This window comes from Prevotella marseillensis (assembly GCF_900625065.1).
In the GTDB taxonomy this organism is placed as follows: Bacteria; Bacteroidota; Bacteroidia; order Bacteroidales; family Bacteroidaceae; genus Prevotella; species Prevotella rara.
Window position 1 is genome coordinate 852,474 of the sequence record NZ_UYXY01000001.1, and the last position, 20,632, is coordinate 873,105.

Consider the following 20,632-nt stretch of genomic DNA (forward strand, 5'->3'; position numbering starts at 1 on the left):
TTTCACAAACCTGTGAAAAACGCTGTCCGTTGTTGTGAAAAATTTTTCACAACAACGGACTATAGTGCGACTAAGTGCTTAATTATAAAGACTTTATATATTTGTCAAAATCTTTTGGCGAGCCTTCACGGCCGGTCATTTTTTCGAGAAGTCTTTTACGTATGTTGGATATGTTAGATGAAGACAAATCTGTAAGTATGCATATCTCTGCCGGCACAAAGTCGAGTCTTACAAGCAGACAAATCAGATATTCGTTATTGTTAAGTGTGTTTTCCCAGTTGCTCAAAGGTCTATAGTCCTTGAACAATTCTTTAAGCCTGCTTATCTCATCTTTGTCCATAGGCTTAGTGGTCTTCCTAGCCTTCCATCTTATCTGAATTACAATAGGCTCACATTCAAAGAGGTCTTTATCCTTTACATTATTAAAGTTTTTCTCATATTCGGTCTTCAGTATGTCAATTTTTTTTGTCTTTTCTTCAATCATCCTGTTTACTTCGACATTCAGACCGTTGTTAATACTTTCGAGCTCTGCTTTGCTCATTTCAAGCTCATTTATTTTGCGTTTATATTCTTTTATCTCGTTAACTCTTGCCCTGCGTTTCCTCATTATATATGTTCTCACGGCCAGTGCCCCGCCAATGGCTGCTGCCATGATAGCCATAATTATGATTATGCTGATATATTTTGTCCGCAATGCGTCTTTCTCAGCCTCTTCAGCAGTCTGCCTGTATCTGTTATAGTTATACATTGCCTGCATCTGCTGAAGATGTTCGGTTGACATACGGGCATAAATCGTATCTGACATCTGGCGTGTTAATTCAGAATATTTTGCTACAGAGTCAGGCCGATGAAGTTTTTTGTATAATTCAGTAAGCCCCTCGTAGCTGTATCCAAAATCATTAGGATAATTGGATGTTGTTTTCAGGCACTTGTCAAAGCACAGCCTTGCAGAGTCATAGTCGTTAATGCTAAGATAATAATATCCTTTAATTGCATAAAAAATTTCCAAGCCTTTTTTAATTTTGCCATATTTATCAAATCTTTCGCTCATTTTTTCGTATAGATCCAAGGCATGCTTGGCTTTTGATATGTTTCCTCTTTTTGCGTAAATGTCAATAAGTGGCCCTAAAGAGTAGGCTGTTTCTCTTTTATATCCGTATTTGGAGTAAAGTCCATACAGCTTTTCGCGTATGCTTATGACAGAGTCTATGTTGCCTTTAAGTTTATATATATTTGCTTTCTGCTCGTATGTAATAATAGCATTTAAAGTGTCTTTTGCCTTCATTGCGTATTTAAACGCCAGGCTATTTTCGTGGAATGCATCGCTGAAGGCAAACTGGCTTCTGAGAATCTCTGCCGACCATACGTGTATTCTGTGCAGTGTAAGGAAGTCGCAGCTGCTGTCAGTGGTGTCTGCCTTTGCTGCCGCTTCATGAAAATACTGCAATGCCATGGGGGCATCCTGGCTTCTTTGATATACGCACCCAATGATATAGTATGCGAGCATGCGTTCGTTAGAATCTCCGTGCTTGTCAAAATAATCGGCAATGTATTTCAACGAATCGGTGCTCATGGGCATTGCGAGCTTGTTTCTTACCTTAGCCTTTAGCAGCAACAGCTTCATGTGCCGGCTTTTGTTCATGGCGCTTTCTCCCTCCAGACTGTCAATAAGCATCATCGCCCTTTGCGGTGCCGCCTCGCTCAGACTGTCTGCCGTAGCAATATCTCTGTCTGCCGCCTGCTGTCCGCAAGACACAACAGATAATAGTGTTGGCACTATAGATACGGCCAATAACAGGCCGCCCGTTATGTTGGTTATAATTCTTTTCATCGTTTTAAATGGTATTCGAGATGCAAAGATAATATTTTTTTTGAGTAGTTAAAGGAGTTAGAGTAGTTAAAGGAGCTTGTTTAAGTGAAGAACGAAGAGTTAAGAGTGAAAAATTCGATACTCTTGTGGATTATTGTTATTTCACTTTTCATTTAACCGCTTGTGCAACCGATATGAATCAACAAAGCTAATGTGCCGGCTGATTTGTAATCTGCCGGAATTAAGTATAAGGATTTTAATCCGCTTGCTTCCTATTTTTATTAATAGGTATGAGTTGCGGATCAAAAATTAGCTTCGCTGACCGTTGGTTCTTATATTTTATGCTGTCGAATTTTTCGCTGCGCTCAACAACACGTGCATATCCGACAGAACAATAGTCCTGTTGCTTCTTTTCGTTCCAAGCCGCAAATTCTTTGGATTGCCTTATAGTTACAAGACTAATGCGCCACTTGTACAATAGATTTGAGCCAACAAAGCTAATGTGCCGGCTGATTTGTAATCTGCCGGAATTGAGTATAAGGATTTTAATCCGCTCACTTCCTATTTTTGATTAATAGGTATGAATTTCGGATCACAGATCCTAATACTTAATGCTGTCGGATAACATATCCGACAGAACAATAGCCTTGTTGTTTCTTGACGTTCCAAGCCGTAAATTCTTTGGATTTCCTTATAATTATAAGACTAATGCGCCACTTGTACAATCGATTAGAACCAACAAAGCTAATGTGCCGGCTGATTTGTAATCTGCCGGAATTGAGTATAAGGATTTTAATCCGCTTACTTCCTATTTTTATTTTAGATATGAATTTCTAATCAAAAAAATAGCTATTAAGGTATGAGTTTTGGATCACAGATCCTAATATTTAATGCTGTCGGATAACATATCCGACAGAACAATAGTCTTGTTGCTTCTTGACGTTCCAAGCCGCAATTCCTTTGGATTTGCTTTTATCAGCAGTTCTTGCTTTAAGTAAAAACTTAGGACAAAATATTTTTTCAATCTGGAAAACAAAAAGATAACGGATGTTAATTGCATGGTGCGAAAATGCTAAATGGTTAACATTCGTTTGCTTATCAGGATGGATAATGAGGCAACAAACATGGATTTTGAGCTGTAAAAGCATGGTTTTAGAGTGATTAAAGGGCGCTTTTGAGAGTATAAGTCGGCCACTTTTGGAGCGTAAACGGCAGAGTAATATTTTTTAACTATTGAAGTTTTGAGCTTGAAACGGCATAAGGTATTGAATGACAGAGACTTAACGGAAATGCCTGGTTTTTGCCGTTTTTCACGCCAAATCACAGACTTGCGATGAGCATCGCTATTCTGAGAGCGTCAAACGGACGGAAAATGTCAGAAATATTTACAAATAAAGAAACGTTATTAAGTGAAAAACGAAAAGGGGAAAAGTGAAAAATCCGATACTCTTGAGGATTTTTGTTTGGGATTAAAGTGGTTAAAGCCAAATCTGTCATTAGACAGCACATTGCTTTAGCAATTTAGTGCTTTTATGCTTTGAGCCGTATTTTTGTTTTCTATTGGCGCAAGGAGCTAAGAGAAATTAAAAATTAAAAGTTAAAAATTAAAGATGAAAAACGCCTGACGGAAGTGAAGAGAAGGCGCAAAAGCGCAACTAAAAATGAAAACTTAAAAATTAAAAGTTAAAAATTAAAAATGAAAGACGCCTGTCGGAAGTGAAGAGAAGGCGCAAAAGTGCAACTAAAAATGAAAACTTAAAAATTAAAAGTTCCGTAAGCATCCGTATTAAATTGGTAAATTGTTATTCGTCTTTAAGAATAAAAATAGCAGGATGATATAAGAGTTGGAAGCTGTAGGGCGTCTGAGGCCATGTATCTATTTGTGAAATAAAAGCGGACAGGCATCGGCTAAATGCAGCCTGACGCCTGTCCGTATTATCTGTAGTTGTTATACCTATTTAATAAAAATCATTGTTCATTTAAGCGATGTTGCATATTGATTGACGCGTACATCAGGCCTGAGTATCCGGTCAGTATTGTCTCAGGGCCGACAGCAGTTCGTTGTTTTCGCTCTTGCTGCCTATGGTTATGCGCAGGCAGTTGTTGCAAAGATGCACGTTGGCTCTGTTTCTTACAATCACGCCATTGCTTTTGAGATAGTCGTAAATGGCCTGCGCATCGTTCATCTTGGCAAGGAAGAAGTTGGCATCAGTAGGGTATATCCGTTCGCAGAAGGGCAGCAGTCTGAACGCCTCAATCATTCTGCCCCTTTCAAGCAGTATGGTCTTCACCCATTTGTCTACCTCGTAAGGCTCTTTGAGTGCTTCGATGGCCTGCCTCTGCGTCAGTGTGCTTATGTTGTAAGGATGTTTCACCTTGTTGAAGATGTCTATTATATCCTTTTGCGCAAAAGCCATGCCGAGCCTTATTGCCGCACATCCCCATGCGTTGCTGAAGGTGTTGAGCACAACAAGGTTAGGATACTTGGCAATATCGAGCCGCAGCGGCCGCTCTGAAGAGAAATCAGAGTAAGCCTCGTCGACCACTACAATGCCCTGAAACTCATTTATCACTTTGACAACCTCATCGCGCATGATGTTGTTGCCGGTAGGATTGTTGGGCGAGCATATCCATATAAGCTTAGTGGTGTCGCTGCATGCATGGAGCAGCCTGTCGGCTGTAGTCTGATAATTTTGGTCAAGTTCAACCGTGCGGTATTCAACATCGTTGATGTCAGCGCAGACTTTATACATGCCGTATGTAGGTTCTATGGCCACAACGTTGTCTCTGCCAGGGCATGTAAAGCAGCGATAGAGCAAGTCGATGGCCTCGTCGGAGCCGTTGCCGAGAAAAATTTGCTCGGGCCTTACGCCTTTTATTTTAGACAGTCGGGCTTTGACTTCGGACTGCTGCGGATCGGGATATCTGTTGTAAGGCGAGTTATATGGATTCTCGTTGGCATCGAGAAACACCTTTGCTGCTGTTGCGCCGCATTCGTTGTGTGCGCTGCTGTAAGGTTTCAGGTTCCATATATTTGGCCGAGTTAATTCTTTTAATGGCTTCATGGCTAATTTTGTCTTATGTTCTTTATTATTATTGTGATGGCATCATGTGTGCGTTTGTTTGAGCTTATCCTGATGTCTGATAGGCCAGGCAGATTTATAGTATCGTCAAACAGGCGGCTTTAGACAATGCTGCAACTCACAATATAATTTATAAATTAATTAAAAATACATGGCAAAATTACTTCTTTTTAAGCATATCTGCAAAAATCGTTGTACTTTTGTATCCGATTTGCTGCAGATTGAATTTTATCTGCGTTTTTATTATGAAAATATGTACCAACCGTTAAGATTATTACTGACAGCCTTGCTTGTGGCGGTGATGCTATCGTGCGCAGAAAAGAAGAAAGAACCCCTTGTTACGCCATGGGGTGAGGTGCAGACAGACACAATATTGCCTAATGACAACTTTACTGTAAGCGACATTGTCGGCAACGGTGAACTTATAGCACTGACGCTGACCGGTCCGGAGACATACTATGATTATCGTGGCAGAGGTATGGGCGCGCAATATCTTTTGTGTGAGAAGTTTGCACAAAAGCTTGGAGTGTCGCTGAGAGTTGAGGTGTGTAAGGATACGGCAGAGATGGTTAAGCGTCTGCTTGCTGGCGACGCAGACCTTATAGCTTTTCCGTTGCCTAAGAAGCTGGCACAGAAAAACAGGCTTATTGCTTGTGGCGCCGGTGTTGACTCTCTCGGTGTTCAGTGGGCGGTAGACACGGGAAACAAGGAACTGGCAGACAGTCTGAACAGCTGGTACAAGCCAAACATGCTTGCCGACATTAAGAAGGAAGAAAGCTATCTGCTGTCGTCAAAAAGCGTAAAGCGACATGTATATGCCCCCTTCCTTAACAGGGCCGGCGGCGTGATATCTCATTATGACCCGTTGTTCAAGAAATATGCTCCTGTTGCAAGATGGGACTGGCGTCTGATGGCAGCACAGTGTTATCAGGAGTCGTGCTTCGATCCTCAGGCCAGGTCGTGGGCCGGTGCCCGCGGACTGATGCAGATAATGCCCGGTACGGCTTCGCATCTCGGACTGGCAATGTCGGATATTCATGATCCGGAGAAAAACATAAGTGCGGCAGCGCGCTATATAAGCGAGCTAAACGGATATTTCAGAAATATCCCGAGCGCAGCAGAGCGGCAGCTGTTTGTACTGGCTTCATATAATGGCGGATATTTCCATGTTCAGGATGCTATGGCTCTTGCACGCAAGAACGGGAAGAGTCCTCACAGATGGCGCGACGTGGCGTATTATATTCTGGCCCTCGAGCAGCCACAGTATTATAACGACCCTGTGGTGAAGCATGGGTATATGCGAGGCTCGGAGACAGTTGATTATGTCGACCGCATCCGCCAGCGTTATGCACAATATAGAGGAGTGCCTTATGGAGGAGCTTCTGTCAAGGGGTGGAGTGGCGGATCTTCGGCTCCGTCATTCAGTCCGATGACTCCACGTAAGGCAAAGAAACGTCATCGGTTTCATATCTGATGCAGTAGAAGTGAAGCAATGCTAATCTGTAATTATACGGCAAGGGCTTGCCTTTGCCTGTTTTTTTGCCGAAAACAGTTATCTGGCAGTATGCGGACCAATGACTGATTGGGGTTAAATACAATGTGAGGATATCTATGGCTGAAAGTATGATTTACTGATATCTGCTGTTATCAGAATGGTTTCATGATATCTGTAAATCCTTGGGAATGAGAGATAATGGCTCTATAAGAATTTGTGTGGCAAATGACGCCAATGATTATTTGTCTGCAAGTGATAAAGCAAGTCAAATAATATAGCCTGCAATAAATATATTTCATCTACGCTTCAGTAGCTGTCTTGTGTCAGCAGTTTTCCGTCCTTGTACGCCCTTATACATCCTTCAGCGTCGTTAGACAATGTTATTGTGCCTCCGAGCCATTCGGTAAACGGCTGCTCTTCTGTGAGCGGGTAATAGTCTTTTACAATGCAGCCTTCAATCTCGATGGCATATTGTATAAATTCCTTGCTGCCGAATATAATTCTGTTTGCTGCTATTCGCCTTGGCATATATGTAAGGATGTAAATTGTTCTGTACAACAATTATTGTGCTTTAAGCTTTTGCGGTGTAGGTGCAATGCGTTTCATCTGCACTGGCTCGTTTGAAATTGAGCGTACAGGGATTGCCGGTTGGTTGGCCGGCTGTTTCGGCTTGCTTACAGAGTCAGCGCGTTTTACCGTATTAGTTCCATTTACTCTTTTTAGAGTGTCTCTGTCTGTTACGCTATTGTTGCTTGTGCTTTGCGGTTTAGTGCGTCCGTTGTTGCGCATGCGTATGAGTCTTATTCTGTCTATAGCCAATAGGTTAAGGGCATTTTTGTTCTGATCAGATAAAGATTTGTTCAGATACACAAATCCCCTTATGGCTTTAATTCCGTTATTCTCAGTATCAGCAATGCTGATGCTGTAATTGTTGTTTGATGACAGATGAATAACGCTGCTTGCTATGCTGTCGTTTTTGAACTGTACGGCAAGCATGGCAACTCCGTCTCTGACACCTTCTTTGAAGATAAAGTTGCTGTTGAAGCTGAAAATGAGCTTGTCTCCTTCATGATACGTGCTGTCTGCCGTAATCTCGAACGACATAGTGTTGTACGGAGCGTTAGGCATCAGAACGCACGACGACACACCTCTCCACATGTTAGATGTGTCTTTTACAGATGTCAGGTCTCCATATTTGCTGATGTCGTTAGCTGACGCTCCTAGTGCCAGGGCTTCATCGCTTAGGCGCTTTGACAGATTTTCGTATATTTTGTGCAGTCTGTCAGCATGCCGTACATAATAGACAAGCGAAGAATCGAACTCGGCCTGAGTTATTCCGTATTTCTTTAATACAGCCTGACGGTATAATGTCATTTCATACTTTTTCTCGTCTGAACCGTCATTGTTGACCATTGCATCCGCTAAATGGTAATCATACAATATATCCTCGAACTCGTCTGGCTGAAGGTATTTCCCAGGTACTTGAGGCTTGCATGAAAAAATTATCAGCAAGAGAGATATCAGCAGGAAACTTGTATTGATTTTCATTTTCGGCTAAATGATATTTGTGAGAGTTCTGTACGGCAAAACAGCAGAAGCAGAATTACGCCAACGCTGATGCAGGCGTCTGCAAAGTTAAAGACAGGACTGAAAAAGATAAATTCGTCTCCACCCCAAAATGGAACCCATTCGGGCCATGTCGTTACTATCAGGGGGAAATAGAACATATCAACCACCTTACCCATAAGGAATGGAGCATAGCCATGGCCAAACGGAACCATGTATGATACATAATAGGGTGACGAGGCGTTGAATATCAGCCCATAAAACATGCAGTCGATAAGATTGCCTATGGCACCGGCAAGCACCAATACCAAGCAGGCAAGATAAAATGTCCTGACATTCTTTTTTATCTGCCTGTAGATGTAGACGCCCAATACGCTAATTGCTACAATACGAAAAAGGCTGAGAACCAATTTGTTTATTATAGTCATCCCATAAGCCATACCGTTGTTTTCGATAAAGCTTATATAAAACCAATCAGTAATCCTGATGCTTTCATGCAGGCACATACTGGTTTTGACCTCAATTTTGATTATTTGGTCAATAACGAGAAGTATAATAACTGCAAATATGGCTATCAGCCCTTTTCTCTTATGTGTACTAATACTTTTCATTTAGTGATTTCTGGCATTCTTTGATGCAACGCTTAACGTCGCATGAGGAACGGCACGCAGGCGTTCTTTCGGTATAAGTTCGCCTGTTATACGGTCTATGCCATACGTTTTATTTTCTATTCTTATCAGTGCTGCTTCAAGTCCCTGGATGAACTTCTGCAGGCGACTGGCTTGCTGAATAAGCTCTTCCTTGGTCTGTGTGGCACTTCCTTCTTCCAATATCTTGTAAGTAGGAGATGTGTCCTCAACGTCATTACCGTCGGCATTCATCAGCGTTTTCATCATTTTGCTGTAGTCGCGGCGTGCCAATTTGAGCTTATCGTTAATTATGCTTCTGAACTCTTCGAGCTCTTCATCGCTATAACGTGTCTTTTCTGCCATAATATATAAATTTTAAAGTTAATATTTGAGGTTAAACTTTCTCAACCTTGATGTTTGCGTCAAAGTCATCGAAGTTAGTGTTCACACCGTCATTATCAGCCAATGTTATTGAATCGGCCAGTACTTGTCCCTTGATGTAGTCGGCAAAAGCCTTGACTGCTGTCTCGATTTGGGCGTTTGGAGCAATAGTGACGTTAATTCTGTCGGTTATCTCCAAACCGCAGTCTTTACGCAAGTTCTGAATGCGGTTGATCAGTTCGCGGGCCATACCCTCGTTCTTAAGCTCTTCGTTAAGTTCTATTTCAAGAGCTACAGTGAGGTTGCCTTCGTTTGCGACAAGCCATCCCGGAATGTCCTCACTTATAATCTCAACGTCAGTAGCTTCAACAACAACCTCCTGCTCGTCGACATTTAATGTGATTTTTCCTTCTTTCTCAAGAGATAAAATTTCTTCCTGGCTCAGATTTCCCATTTGGGCTGCAATGCCTTTCATGAGCTTACCGAACTTCTTTCCCATTGTACGGAAGTTGCACTTAACTTTCTTGACCAGAACATCTGAGCTTTCTACAAACTTGAGCTCTTTTACGTTTACCTCATTGATTACAAGGTCTTTAATTGCCTCGATGTGTCTTCTCTGACTTTCATCTGTTGCAGGTATCATTACAGACTGTAGCGGCTGGCGAACCTTTATGTTGACCTTACGACGGAGAGCCAAAACCATAGAGGTTATCTTTTGTGCCATCTCCATTCTAGCCTCGAGGTCTTTGTCAATAAGACTTTCGTCAGCAACAGGGAAGTCTGTAAGATGTACTGACTCGGCTTTATCGCGTCCAGTAGCATTCTCAAGATCTTTAAACAGCTGGTCTGAGTAGAAAGGTGAGAATGGTGCCAGAAGCTTGGCTATTGTTTCCAGACAGGTATATAATGTCTGGTAAGCAGACAGCTTGTCACTGTCCATCTCCTTGCCCCAGAAACGTTTGCGGTTAAGACGAACATACCAGTTGCTCAAATCATCATTTACGAACTCGTCAATCATACGGCCTGCCTTTGTAGGCTCGTAGTCTGCCAATGAGGCGTCAACGCCTTTTATGAGAGAGTTGAGTTCAGACAATATCCAACGGTCTATCTCCGGACGTTCTGCAACCGGAATTTCTGCCTGTGAATAGTCGAAGCCGTCAACGTTGGCATACAGGCTGAAGAATGAATATGTGTTATATAATGTTCCGAAGAACTTTCTGCGCACTTCGTCAACGCCATTAGGATCGAACTTAAGGTTGTCCCATGGAGCTGAATTAGTCAACATATAGAAACGTACTGCATCAGTGCCATATTTCTCGAGTGTTTCAAATGGGTCAACAGCATTACCGAGACGCTTACTCATCTTGTTGCCCTTAGCGTCGAGCACAAGACCGCTTGAAATGACGTTCTTAAATGCAACGTTGTCAAACACCATAGTAGCTATTGCATGCAGAGTGAAGAACCATCCACGTGTCTGGTCTACACCTTCATTGATAAAGTCGGCAGGGAATGCCTGATTCTTGTCTATCATGTCTGCGTTTTCAAACGGATAGTGAATCTGTGCATAAGGCATACTTCCTGAGTCAAACCAAACGTCTATAAGGTCGGTTTCGCGCTTCATAGGCTTGTTGGTCTTACTGCAAAGTATAATGTTGTCGACATAAGGCCTGTGCATGTCTATCTTGTCATAGTTGTCCTGTGAATAATCACCGGGCACAAAACCTTTGTCCTTTAACGGGTTGCTTGCCATGAATCCTGCTGCAACGCTCTTTTCTATTTCGTCATAAAGCTCCTGCAATGAGCCTATGCATATCTCGTTTCCGTCCTCATCGCGCCATATTGGGAGCGGAGTACCCCAGAAACGGCTGCGGCTCAGGTTCCAGTCGTTAAGGTTCTCAAGCCAGTTGCCGAAACGTCCTGTACCGGTGCTTTCAGGTTTCCAGTTGATAGTCTTGTTCTTTTCAACCATGCTCTCCTTGCATGCAGTTGAACGTATGAACCAGCTGTCAAGAGGATAATACAGCACGGGTTTGTCTGTACGCCAGCAATGCGGATAGCTGTGTACGTGCTTTTCTATCTTGAACGCCTTGTTTGCAGCCTTTAAGTCCATACAGATAGATATGTCGAGAGTCTCGTCTTTATCTGTAAGATTCTCGTCATAAGCATTCTTTACGTATCTTCCGGCGTATTTGCTCCATGCATCCTTGTTGACAAATTTCTCAACGAAGTCAGTGTCTAAGTCGTCAATAACGTAGTATTTGCCTTCGAGGTCTACGATAGGGCGATGTTCGCCTTTCTTTGTTATTAGCACTATTGGCGGCACACCGGCTTTTTTTGCCACATTAGCATCGTCGGCACCAAAGTTAGGAGCGATATGAACGATACCTGTACCGTCCTCAGTTGTTACGTAGTCACCAGGGATTACACGGAATGCACCATCAGTCATAGGCTTGATCATGGGCAGAAGCTGTTCGTATTTCATGCCGACGAGATCAGAACCTTTGTAATGGGCAACTATTTTATAAGGTATAACTTTGTCACCTTTTTTGTAGCTTGCCAAATCGTTGTTCTCGTTCTTTGTATTGAAGTATGAAGGAACAAGAACCTCTGCCAATACAACTGTTTCCGGTTCACCTGTGTATCCGTTGTATGTCTGTACGGCAACGTAGTCGATATTCGGGCCTACGCACAATGCAGAGTTTGCGGCAAGTGTCCATGGAGTAGTAGTCCATGCCAAGAAGTACGGCTTACCCCATTCTGTCATTTCAGGCTTCGGGTCAATGATAGCAAACTGAGCTGTTACTGTGGTGTCTTTAACATCGCGGTAGCATCCTGGCTGATTGAGCTCGTGACTTGACAGACCGGTGCCCGCAGCCGGTGAGTAAGGCTGGATGGTGTATCCCTTATATAGAAGGTCTTTGTCATAAAGCTGTTTCAGAAGCCACCAAAGAGTTTCTATATATTTGTTGTCGTATGTGATATAAGGATTGTCAAGGTCAACCCAATAACCCATCTTCTCTGTAAGTTCTCTCCATTCTGCCGTGAACTTCATGACGTTCTCACGGCATTTCTTGTTGTAATCTTCAACAGAGATGTATTTCTCAGATTCCTTGTTGTCGATGTCTGCTTTGGTTATGCCAAGTTCTTTTTCAACTCCAAGCTCTACTGGAAGTCCGTGGGTGTCCCATCCGGCCTTGCGGTGAACCTGAAATCCTTTCATGGTCTTATAGCGGTTGAAAGTGTCCTTTATCGTACGTGCAAGGACATGATGTATACCCGGATGTCCGTTTGCCGAAGGGGGACCTTCAAAGAATACAAATTGTGGACATCCCTCACGCTCTGTTATAGATTTTTGAAATACGTTATTCTTGTTCCAACTATCAAGCACAACCTTGTTTGTTTCTGTCAGATTCAGACCGTTGTGCTCGGCAAATTTTTTGGCCATATTGATTCTGTTATATAGTTTACTATTTGAGGCGCAAAGTTATATAAAAAAATTGTCATAACAAAGAATTATTTTAAAGTTTCATTTTATTTATAGTGCTTTTATACAAGATTTTAATATAGCATTTTGTCAACTTAAAGAATTTTTCTTGTTACATTTGCACTTGATTATAGTCTTCTTGAATTGATTGACTAATTGGCATTGTGCCGTGTGGTAAATATAATTAAGATTAAAGATGATTAGTAGAAGATTGATTTCAGTAATACTGATGACTTTGTGTCCGGCATTGTTTTGGGCTCAGACAGAGTTTGTTAAAGACTGTGGGCAGAAAGCTTTTCCGATGAAGGTTCCTGCCGGAAATTACAGCGGAATAACACCTGTGGGCGGCAATGAATATGCTGTCGTTTCGGATAAGTCTGCAACAGACGGATTCTTTGTATTTCGAATAGATGTTGATTCTGTGTCGGGAGAAATTAAGGATGTTACGAATTTGGGCTTCAAAGGCGACTCTTTACGTAATGCTGACTGTGAGGCTATTGCGTATGTTCCTTCAACGGGAACGTTTTTCATTAGCAGAGAGTCCGATAATGTTATTGGTGAATATACGGCTGACGGCAAGGCTACAGGCCGCAGTCTGAATATTCCGGATGATTATAAAAAATGCGTAGGCAACTATGGCTTTGAGTCATTGGCGTATGATGAGGAGGCACACTTGTTTTGGACCATAAATGAGAGCACAATGAATGGTGACGGGGAGTGTGCCACTTCGCTGAATAAGGTACGTAACGTGTTGAGACTTCAGGCGTTTGATGAAAAACTTCAGCCGGTGAAGCAGTACGCTTATCGCATGGATGAACCTATGGCAAATAAAAAATCGAGCAATTATGCAATGGGAGTAAGTGAATTGACAGCACTTGGTGACGGACGCCTGTTGGTCCTTGAGCGTGAATTTTTTGTTCCAATGCTAAAGATTGGGGCTTTTGCTCAATGTAAATTATATGAGATTGTTCCTGAAGATGCAGAACCATTGTCCTCGGGCGAAGCGATTGGGGCTGATACAAAGTTTCTGAACAAACGGTTGGTATATTCCTTCGTTACCCGCCTTTCTCTCTTAGACTGGTCAGTTGCTAATTATGAAGGAATGTGCTTAGGTCCTAAGTTGGCTGATGGCAGCAGGACGTTTATTCTCGTCAGTGATTCGCAGGACAATTATGGAGGTGTCCTGAAAGACTGGTTTAAGACAATAGTAATACGTTGACGGGTAGGGCGCTTTTATGAACGTTATTTAGAAAACTTTTTGATTTTGACGCATTCAGACTTGCCATGTTCCGAATTTTTTGTGTATTGCCTTCTGAAAAAGAATAAAATGACACGTAAAATGCAATGCATTGTCTGTCAGTGTCTTATGCTGTTATGTTGCAGTAAATGTATTCTCAGATAGACAGAATGTTATGATTTTTTTGAGCAAAACCTATGGTTTTAAACGTGAAAAGCATAGGTTTTGCTTATTAATTGCATAGATTTTGTCGCGTTAAAGTGCCTGTTTCGATGATATTTTCAGGCTTATTTGTCAATAAATGCATGGATTTAGGCAGGTTTGTGCTAAAATTTCTCTCATTTTTATAATGATTAAATTCTATTTTGGAGAAAACTTTGAACATAAATTAGTAATATTTATTGACATTATTTCTTTGTCGTCCTTTATTTAGACAGCTACGTTTTTTATCCAATATTATGGTTTGCAGGTGCGCATGATGACTTGTATATTTAAGTAAAATCATTTTCATTATAACGCATATTGTTCTAATTATACAAGTTTATTTATTCTTTTCAGGCCGTCTCGGTATAAACTTTTCTGACATAACCTGCTGAGCATATGAAAAATCAAATGCCAATATGTTCAAAATTAAACAGCAATTCAGCTAAATCTTAATATAAGATTTCTGTTTAATCTTGTTCGTATCCAATGGTCAGTTTGCGCAAGTCGTAGTAACTTCCGTTATAAATATTGAAATCAACATATCCTTTTATGCCCGGCAGACGTCCGGCGTCAGTATGCTGCCAAAATTTCCATTCGCCCGTATATTCAATTTTGTCGACATAATAATGCGCAATCCAGTAAGGGTAGTCGTTGAATACCGGTTCATTGAGATATGTCGTCTTAAATTTATAATATGTGTAAATAATCGGCTTGACATGGTATTTGTCTTCAACAATGTGAAGCCATGTAAGTACATCGCGCTGAAAATCCTCAAGGCTTACATCCTTTGGCTTGTGCTCAATGTCTAATACGGGAGGAAGGTCTCCGTCTTGCAGATATACATTGTTTAGAAAGAAATATGCCTGTGAGCGTGCTGAAGACTTGTTGCTCCAAAAATGATATGCTCCGCGTATGAAACCATATTCTTTGGCCTGCCTGAAGTTTTCTTTGAATTTCGGGTCGATGCGGTCTGTGCCTTCTGTTGCTTTTATCAATATAAATCGTATCGGGCACTTCTCAATCATTGCATTCTGCAAAAGTTCCCAGTCAATGTCTCCCTGATAATGGCTGATGTCAATACCTCTGATTTCGTACCCCTCGGGATATTTCGCATCACCGTATATGGCTCTCCATCTGAACCCGAATGGCCCGACGAAAAAGTAATAGAAAAAACATACGTATAATGCTACGACGCCAAGTCCGCCCAGCCACCATGCCCATCTGGGATATCTGTGAAAAAATGATGCCCTGGTATGAGAACGCCTTTTTTTGCCACATCTGTTAGTTGATGTAGTGTGCCGATTGTAGGTGTTTTTGTTTCTTGTACCAGTCATCATCTAAAAATAAAAAGAATGTGTAAAGGCCATGCCTTGTCAGCATTTATAGGCAAAACCGACCTTTACACATCTTTTTCGTATTATTGTAATATTATTCTTGTTCTAACTCAAGAGTCTTTGTTGTGCAGTCGCAAACTTCAGAAGGACCCCAATACTGGATAGGACCAGGGTATATGAAGCTTGTCTCGCGTGCCCATTTGTCACGTATCTTCTCGAATGCCTTGAACGGTTTGCCGTCAAGTTCAACGAGAGCTTTGCGGATTACAGGCTTCATCTCGCCATTTCTGCGCTCCATGTTCATCATCATGGTGATTGGCACACCTCCGGCTCTCCACTCGTTTGTGGGCTTTGTTGTGTTCTTGATTATAGCCATGTATCCTGTCTTTCCGTTTGCAATCAGCTGAGCAGCGCTTGTTCCGAGTGCATAGCAGTAATTTGTGTCATAGTTAGAAGGAGCTGCGCAACGTCCCTCGTATCCGAAGAAGTGGTGCAGACATGCGAATTTGCCCTTGTATTTACCTTCTTCTTTCCACTGCTCAAGTTTTGCGTCGCACATGTCAGAAAGAAGTCTTTCTGTTTCTATGAGAGAAACTTGAACGTTTCCGTGAGGATCACGGTCGAGTGAAAGCTGGCGGGCAACGTTAGCAGGCAGTGTGGCAAATGTCTGCTTGTTCTCTTCGCTCAGGTGAGCGAGTATGTATTCGCGCTGTGCTTCTTCGTCGAGTCCTTTGTAGTCATTGCCGTGAGCAGCCAAGAGGTCGTTCTGCTCTTCGATAAGTTTTCCGATTGAAGGAATAAATTCGATAAGACCTTCAGGTATGAGGATAACTCCGAAGTTGAGGCCTTGCTCTGCACGGTAGGCTATTACATTACAGATGTTCTCAACAATTTGGTTAAGAGTCATGTTCTTAGCCTTAACCTCTTCAGAGATGATACAGATGTTAGGCTGGCACTGCAGGGCGCATTCCAGTGCAATGTGGCTGGCAGAACGTCCCATCAGTTTAATGAAGTGCCAATATTTCTTAGACGAATTACAGTCGCGCTCGATATTTCCGATAAGTTCAGAGTAAGTCTTTGTTGCGGTGTCAAAACCGAATGATGTTTCAATCTGGTCATTCTTCAAGTCACCGTCAATGGTCTTGGGGCATCCTATAACCTGTACGCCATATTTCTTTGCTGCATAATATTCGGCAAGGACACATGCATTTGTGTTAGAGTCGTCACCGCCAATTATAACAAGAGCTTTAATGTTGAGTTCGCGTACAATTTCAAGACCTTTTTCAAATTGCTCAATCTTTTCAAGCTTGGTGCGGCCTGAACCAATCATATCGAAACCGCCAGTGTTGCGATAATCGTTGATATAGTCTTCTGTGATTTCAATATACTTGTGGTCAACCAATCCGCCAGGGCCGAGGATGAATCCGTACAGCTTGTTGTTGGGGTTGAGACGCTTGATAGTGTCAAACAGACCTGTTATGACGTTGTGTCCGCCGGGAGCCTGACCTCCACTAAGAATAACGCCCACATTCATTTCGCAAGTCTGTGTCTCGTTGCTGGGTTCAAATTCCACAACCGGCATACCATAAGTGTTGGGGAATAATTTTTTGATGTCTTCCTGATCGTCCACACTTTGTGTTGGAGCACCCTCTTTTACTTTTACAGAACCTTGAAGTGATGTCGGCAATTTTGGTGCGTAGTCAATTCTGGCTTTCTGTAATGCACTTTTTTCCATAATACCAAAATTAAATTAATATAGTTAGTTATAAATATAGCTTTTAGACCTGTGCAAATTTACGAATTTTTGTCAATATAGAAAAATAAATAAAATATTTTGAATAAAATAATGTTTTTTTTCATTAAACGGCTTGTGATTATTAATTTATTTATTACATTTGTTGTGTAAAGTTTTAGATAAACATAAAAAATAAGAATAATATGGCAAGCAAAAGAAATTTAAAAAAAATGATTAATTATATCTGTAGTGATGTTTTTTCTGAGTGTATGGCAGCATCATTATATAGTGGTAAGAAGGATACGGAAGACGTTAAGGCGATATTGTCGTCAATCTTAATAGTACACGACAATTCTATTAGAAGAGTTTCGCATCCGGAACCAGGAATGTCAAAAAAATCATATTATAAAGATCTAAAGGACAAATTTAATGCTCAGATTTGCGAAATTGTTGATCATATAGTTAACATCTAAATAATTTATTCACGTCATGCTGCAAACACTTTGCAAGTGGCTTTTGTATAAAAAAGGTGGTTGGAAGAAAGATGTTACCGTGTCTCATCCGGATAAGTATATTATCTGTCTGGCGCCTCATACTAGTAATTGGGACTTTGTAATAGGACAGCTATACATGAGAGCCGAAGGCCTGAGAATTAATTTCATGATGAAAAAGGAATGGTTCGTATGGCCTCTCGGGTTTTTCTTTAAGAAAATAGGAGGTATACCGGTCAGTAGGTCTAAGCATACAAAGATGACCGACCAGTTGGCTGACGCCGCAAAGTCTAGAGACACATTCTATCTTTGTATAACGCCGGAAGGAACGAGATCTCGCAATCCTAATTGGAAAAAAGGTTTTTATTATATTGCTTTGAAGGCAGGTATACCAATACTTTTATATGGATTGGACTACAAAAGACATCTCATTCAATGTAATAAAAGTCTTGTTCCGTCAGGGGATATTGATGTGGATATGAAAATAATAAAAGACTATTTCAAGGAATATTCAGGATTACATCCGGATTTGTTTACTACTGGAGACTGATTTATGCAAAAGAAATTTTTTTTGTTCTTATTTAGTATACTCCTTGTCTCATGCGGGACACATCGTAAAATAGTGTCTTTACAAGGCAAGAAGGACAAAAAGGAGACTTCAGAAAAGAAAAGAGAAATAAAGGAGGATATCGAGTACAAGGGAATACCATGGGTTTATAATGGTTCGAGACCGATAAGTATAACGAAGGGACTGCAAAATCGACATCTCTCTGTTTATGCCAGCCATGGCAGATATTATAATAAGAATAAAAATAGGTGGCAATGGCAGAGGCCAAACCTATTCTGCACGAATGAGGATCTGTACACACAAACAATAGTCGTGCCGTATTTAATTCCCATGCTTGAGAAGGCAGGGGCTGTGGTCTTTACACCACGCGAACGTGACTGGCAAAAGAACGAGATAATTATTGATAATGATAATAAGACGCTTTTGCCTTATTATACAGAGATAAATGTCGGCACAGAATGGAAAGATGCGGGAATAAAGGGCTTTGCCAATACAGAAAAGTATTATGATGATGGCGAAAATCCTTTTGAAAAAGGAACAACCAGGGCGGCTAAGGCTTCTGCCGTGAGGAATTGTGAGATATCATACCAGCCGAATTTCCCGGAAAGAGGTCAATATGCTGTTTATGTCAGTTATCCCACACATAAGAAAAGCATCCCGGATGCTCAGTATATAGTGTATCATCAAGGACGTAAGACTGTCTTTTATGTTAATCAGCAGATGGGAGGAGGCACATGGGTTTATCTTGGCACATTCGATTTTGATTCAGGATGTAATTCCGGTAATCGTGTTGTTCTGACGAATGAGAGTGCGTATAATGGATTTGTAACAGCCGACGCGGTTAGGTTTGGCGGAGGTATGGGTAATGTTAAGCGAAATAACATTATAAGCGGTTTGCCCAGATGCCTTGAAGGGGCTCGTTACTATGCTCAGTGGGCTGGTGCTCCAGACAGTGTATACCGGTCGAAAAATGGTGAAGACGACTATAAGGAAGATATATACACCAGGCCGTTCATGGCAAATTGGCTTGCGGGAGGTTCTTGTTTCGCTCCAACAATGAATGGATTGAATGTCCCTATAGAATTGTCTTTGGCAATACATAGTGATGCAGGAGTTGCTAATGATTATTCGTCTATAATAGGTACGTTGGCTATTAGTACGACATTCCCTAATGACGGTATTTTTTATTCAGGACTTTCACGCTCAAATTCTAAAAAGTTTGCAGGAATGTTGCTTGATGGTGTGAATAAAGATATTAAGTCTCAATATAAAAAATGGACGAAACGTGAAGTATATGATAAAAATTATGCTGAGACTCGGTGTCCGCAGGTCACATCAGCTATATTGGAAACACTGTCGCATCAGAATTTCCCAGATATGATTTATGGCCAGGACCCCAATTTTAGATTTACGTTAGCCCGTAGTATATATAAGTCTATATTACGCTTTTCTTCTGAAATGCATAAAAAGCCTTATGTTGTTACGCCTTTGACTCCTGTTGACTTTAGGGCTGAATTTTATGCAAACGATACGATCCTGTTGAAATGGGATGCTCAGATTGATAAGACAGAACCAACGGCTGTGCCAAGTTCATATATACTTTATACGTCCGCAGGCAACGCCGGGTTTGATAATGGCATTAAGATAACAGGTACAGCATGTAAAATAAAGTTGCAGCCTGGTTTGTTGTATAATTTCAAAGTTTCTGCAGCGAATGATGGCGGTGAAAGTTTTACTTCTGAAGTTATATCTGCTGTATATCATTCTAATGCCGCGAAAGACGTTCTTATTGTTAATGGATTTCAGCGTCTTTCTGCACCGGCTGTAATTGATGATGAATCTCAGCAGGGTTTTGACTTGAATAAAGATTTAGGGGTAACTGAAGGTAAAACTTTAGGCCTTTGCGGTAGCCAGATATGTTTTGACAAGACAAAGCTGGGAATAGAGGGGCCGGGTGGACTCGGTTACAGCGGAAGTGAACTTGAAGGATTTATAATAAAAGGTAATGAGTTTAACTACATACCAGAACATGCTAAGGCTATTATGGCATCAAATAAGTATAATATTGTAAGTTGCTCAAAATCTTCAATTGAAAATGGTAAGGTTGTGCTTGGCAATTATGACTGTGTTGATGTCATTTTAGGATTGGAAAAGGATGATGGCTATTCTTTAAATTATTATAAGACGTTTTCTTCTTCTTTCCAAAAGAAACTTACGGAATACAATGGAAATCTTATAGTCAGTGGAGCTTATATAGGAAGCGACATGAAAAGTAATAAAGAACAGAAATTTTTAAATGATGTTTTGCACGTTACACATAACGGAATAATTGATATGCGGACGAATAATAAGGTAGAAGGAATGAATACCTCATTTGAAATTTTTAGTATGTACAATGATGTACATTATGCTTCTCCTTATATTGATGTGTTGAGCCCTGTTAGTCCGGCTTTTTGTGCATTAACAGATGGAACAGGAAATTCTATATGTGTAGCTTATGACGGTAAGGAGCGTCGTTCTTTTACAATGGGTTTCCCCTTCGAATGTATAACGTCAGAAAAGAAACGTGCGGTAGTAATGACAGGAATTCTTAATTTTATTTTTAAATAGATTAT

General features: G+C 41.1%; 14 protein-coding genes. 5 read left to right on the top strand and 9 right to left on the bottom strand.

Annotation, left to right across the window (positions count from 1 at the left end; all coding sequences use genetic code 11):
- Window positions 1-82: 82 nt before the first annotated feature.
- Both EJL04_RS03625 and hisC read right to left on the bottom strand, forming a co-directional pair.
- Entirely contained in the window at window positions 83-1,831 is a 1,749-nt protein-coding gene (locus EJL04_RS03625) for a tetratricopeptide repeat protein (RefSeq protein WP_125104088.1), read from the bottom strand.
- A gap of 2,009 nt (window positions 1,832-3,840) precedes the next feature.
- Window positions 3,841-4,875 (bottom strand): histidinol-phosphate transaminase, encoded by a 1,035-nt coding sequence (gene hisC, locus EJL04_RS03630; RefSeq protein ID WP_021854980.1) that lies wholly within the window; start codon window positions 4,873-4,875, stop codon window positions 3,841-3,843.
- A gap of 271 nt (window positions 4,876-5,146) precedes the next feature.
- On the opposite strand from hisC, the gene EJL04_RS03635 reads away from it, so the two are divergent.
- A complete protein-coding gene (locus EJL04_RS03635) occupies window positions 5,147-6,367 on the top strand; it encodes an MltF family protein (RefSeq protein ID WP_418874797.1) in 1,221 nt (406 codons plus the stop codon).
- A 327-nt stretch (window positions 6,368-6,694) separates the two neighbouring features.
- On the opposite strand, the gene EJL04_RS03640 is transcribed toward EJL04_RS03635, so the two are convergent.
- The 5 genes from EJL04_RS03640 to ileS are packed head-to-tail and all read right to left on the bottom strand — an operon-like array spanning window position 6,695 to window position 12,409.
- Window positions 6,695-6,916 (bottom strand): hypothetical protein, encoded by a 222-nt coding sequence (locus EJL04_RS03640; protein WP_125104089.1) that lies wholly within the window; start codon window positions 6,914-6,916, stop codon window positions 6,695-6,697.
- Window positions 6,917-6,949: 33 nt separating this feature from the next.
- Window positions 6,950-7,936, bottom strand: a complete 987-nt coding sequence (locus EJL04_RS03645) for a DUF4296 domain-containing protein (protein WP_125104090.1) — start codon at window positions 7,934-7,936, stop codon at window positions 6,950-6,952.
- Entirely contained in the window at window positions 7,933-8,565 is a 633-nt protein-coding gene (locus EJL04_RS03650; RefSeq protein WP_021854976.1) for a lipoprotein signal peptidase, read from the bottom strand. The genes EJL04_RS03645 and EJL04_RS03650 overlap by 4 nt, the downstream gene beginning before the upstream one ends.
- Window positions 8,566-8,946: a TraR/DksA family transcriptional regulator gene (locus EJL04_RS03655; protein ID WP_021854975.1), complete on the bottom strand. Its 381-nt coding sequence runs from the start codon at window positions 8,944-8,946 to the stop codon at window positions 8,566-8,568. It abuts the gene before it with no gap.
- Window positions 8,947-8,977: 31 nt separating this feature from the next.
- Window positions 8,978-12,409 (bottom strand): isoleucine--tRNA ligase, encoded by a 3,432-nt coding sequence (ileS, locus tag EJL04_RS03660; protein WP_125104091.1) that lies wholly within the window; start codon window positions 12,407-12,409, stop codon window positions 8,978-8,980.
- A gap of 235 nt (window positions 12,410-12,644) precedes the next feature.
- Here ileS and EJL04_RS03665 point away from each other — a divergent pair, with 235 nt between their 5' ends.
- On the top strand, window positions 12,645-13,667 hold the full coding sequence (locus tag EJL04_RS03665; RefSeq protein WP_125104092.1) for an esterase-like activity of phytase family protein: 1,023 nt from the start codon (window positions 12,645-12,647) through the stop codon (window positions 13,665-13,667).
- Window positions 13,668-14,356: 689 nt separating this feature from the next.
- Here the strand turns inward: EJL04_RS03665 and EJL04_RS03670 are convergent.
- The gene (locus EJL04_RS03670; protein ID WP_053398063.1) at window positions 14,357-15,223 is read right to left on the bottom strand and encodes a glycoside hydrolase family 25 protein; all 867 of its coding nucleotides are present in this window, start codon (window positions 15,221-15,223) and stop codon (window positions 14,357-14,359) included.
- A gap of 94 nt (window positions 15,224-15,317) precedes the next feature.
- The gene (locus EJL04_RS03675; protein ID WP_125104093.1) at window positions 15,318-16,958 is read right to left on the bottom strand and encodes a diphosphate--fructose-6-phosphate 1-phosphotransferase; all 1,641 of its coding nucleotides are present in this window, start codon (window positions 16,956-16,958) and stop codon (window positions 15,318-15,320) included.
- Window positions 16,959-17,161: 203 nt separating this feature from the next.
- On the opposite strand from EJL04_RS03675, the gene EJL04_RS03680 reads away from it, so the two are divergent.
- The 3 genes from EJL04_RS03680 (at window position 17,162) to EJL04_RS03690 (ending at window position 20,627) form a co-directional block, all read left to right on the top strand.
- Window positions 17,162-17,431, top strand: coding sequence for a hypothetical protein (locus tag EJL04_RS03680; protein ID WP_021854967.1), 270 nt, complete (start codon window positions 17,162-17,164; stop codon window positions 17,429-17,431).
- A gap of 16 nt (window positions 17,432-17,447) precedes the next feature.
- Entirely contained in the window at window positions 17,448-17,999 is a 552-nt protein-coding gene (locus tag EJL04_RS03685) for a 1-acyl-sn-glycerol-3-phosphate acyltransferase (RefSeq protein ID WP_021854966.1), read from the top strand.
- Window positions 18,000-18,347: 348 nt separating this feature from the next.
- Window positions 18,348-20,627 (top strand): golvesin C-terminal-like domain-containing protein, encoded by a 2,280-nt coding sequence (locus EJL04_RS03690; protein WP_125104094.1) that lies wholly within the window; start codon window positions 18,348-18,350, stop codon window positions 20,625-20,627.
- Window positions 20,628-20,632: the final 5 nt, after the last annotated feature.